This is a genomic window from Bacillus sp. C30, from assembly GCF_040838255.1.
GTDB lineage: Bacteria > Bacillota > Bacilli > Bacillales > Bacillaceae_G > Bacillus_A > Bacillus_A mycoides.
Window position 1 is genome coordinate 1 of sequence record NZ_JBFPJH010000498.1, and the last position, 1,942, is coordinate 1,942.

General features: G+C 32.9%; 2 protein-coding genes. Both read right to left on the reverse strand.

Features of this window, described 5'->3' with window-relative positions; translation table 11 throughout:
* A partial coding sequence (locus tag AB3X49_RS22195) for a cysteine dioxygenase family protein (protein WP_367964773.1) occupies positions 1-548 on the reverse strand: 548 nt, incomplete at its 3' end.
* A 114-nt stretch (positions 549-662) separates the two neighbouring features.
* Positions 663-1,877, reverse strand: coding sequence for a cytochrome P450 (locus AB3X49_RS22200; RefSeq protein WP_367964775.1), 1,215 nt, complete (start codon positions 1,875-1,877; stop codon positions 663-665).
* Positions 1,878-1,942: the final 65 nt, after the last annotated feature.

Here is a 1,942-nt window from a genome sequence, read left to right on the forward strand (position 1 = left end):
CACATATACACATTCTTTTCTTCAGTTGGGAAATATACTTTAAACTTTTCTAAACGTTTTCCGTAAATATGAATCGTGACAACGCTTTCGCATTCAGCTATTTTAAGAATATGACAATCAGCTGGTGGAATGACTTTATCTGTTTCTCCTTCTCCCAAATAAAGATTTCCTGTATGGGTTAAATAAACAAGTGAATTTTCAAGCTGCTTAGTTTGTATAAAGTTCTGCACCATTATCCTTCCTGAAAAAACGCCTTCTACTCCCCATGTACCATCATGATCATGTAAAGGTGTAGATTGTCCATCTTTCCATACAAGAGCTAATACTTCAAATCGCTTTAAAGGATCTTCATATAACAAGTGTCGTGCATATTGAGCCGAATTCGCCTTCTGTTTTTCTAGCGGAAGCCATGTTTTTTTTTCTAGAAGTTCTTCTAGTAATTTTTCAATCGCACAAACAATTTGATCTTCTAATAAATTACTATCAATTAAATCCGTTACAGCTTTAATAAATGTTTGAAACGTTTTACTTCCATTACACGTTAACATAAGCATCCTCCTCCACTCTTCTTTCACACACTTCCATACTAAATAGACCACTAAAAATTTACAATTGAGAAATAAAAAAACAAGGTACAGTAATTTTGTACCTTGCTGAACGTTTTACCTAGTTTTCAAAAGAATAGGTAAGTATTTTAATGTTTGTTCATTTTCTAATATACATTTTTCTAAATTGAACGATGGAGATAACTCTATTTTTTCAAAGGCATTTATAAAGGTAGTTAATGCAATCTCAGCTTCTAAACGTGCAAGTGGCGCCCCTAAGCAAAAATGAGGACCTTTACCAAAGGTTAAATGCTTTTCATTTCCTATTCTGTGTAAATTAAATTTAGAAGCTTGTAAGAACTTTTTCTCATCTAAATTTGCTGCACTAACCCACGCAACAATCATTTGATCCTTTTTCATAAAAGGTCCAAAGATATTCGTATCTTCAGTTATACGACGAGCTAATGTAACAGGAAAGCGATATCGTAATACTTCCTCTATCGCTTTTGAAATCAAATTCGGTTTTTCTCGTAATTCTTTATATGTTCCAGGCGCATCCACTAAAAAACAATAAAAGCTATTAATAATTAAATTAGTAGTCGTTTCATTACCGGCAGCTAATAGTCCTAATGAAAAAGTGACAATTTCTTCATCGGTTAATCTTTCGCCTTCATATTCAGCTCGTATTAAATCCGAAATAATATCGTCGGATAAATGATATCTTTTCTCTTGGACAATTGGAAGAAGGTATGTTTTAAATTCATTTAACGCAATTCCTTTTTCTACATCCAAATCGTTAAATTTTTCTTTACTATACGGCATAAATAAAATATCAGACCATTCTTTAATTTTTTTACGATCCGTTGTTGGTACTCCTAATAAATCGGATATGACGGTAACAGGTAAAGCTACAGCAAACTCTTCAACGATATTAACCTCACTATATTTTCTGATATGTTGTACAAGTTCATTTGCGATAGCCTGTATTCGAGGTTTCCATTGTTCTAAACTTCTTGGAGTAAATGCTTTAGAAACAATAGAACGTACATTGCGATGTTCTGGTGGATCAGTAGAATTTATATTTATTCTAGTTTCTAAAGGTGGGATTGCGAATTGTCTTCGTTCCCTTCTACTGGAAAATAAGCGATAATCCGATAAAACTCGATTTACATCATCGTATAAAAAAACATTCCATACATCCTGCTCTTCATCATAATAAACTGGGTGACCATCCCTCATAAATTGATACCATCCATACGGATTCCATAACTCTTCTTTTGTTTTCAGCTTTGAAATTTCATGAATTAAAATAACATTTTCAGGCGAAGCCATAGTTCTTTCCTCCCTTTTCTTTTACAATAAAAGTGATAGGTCGGCAGTTCAAAGTTGTATAAACT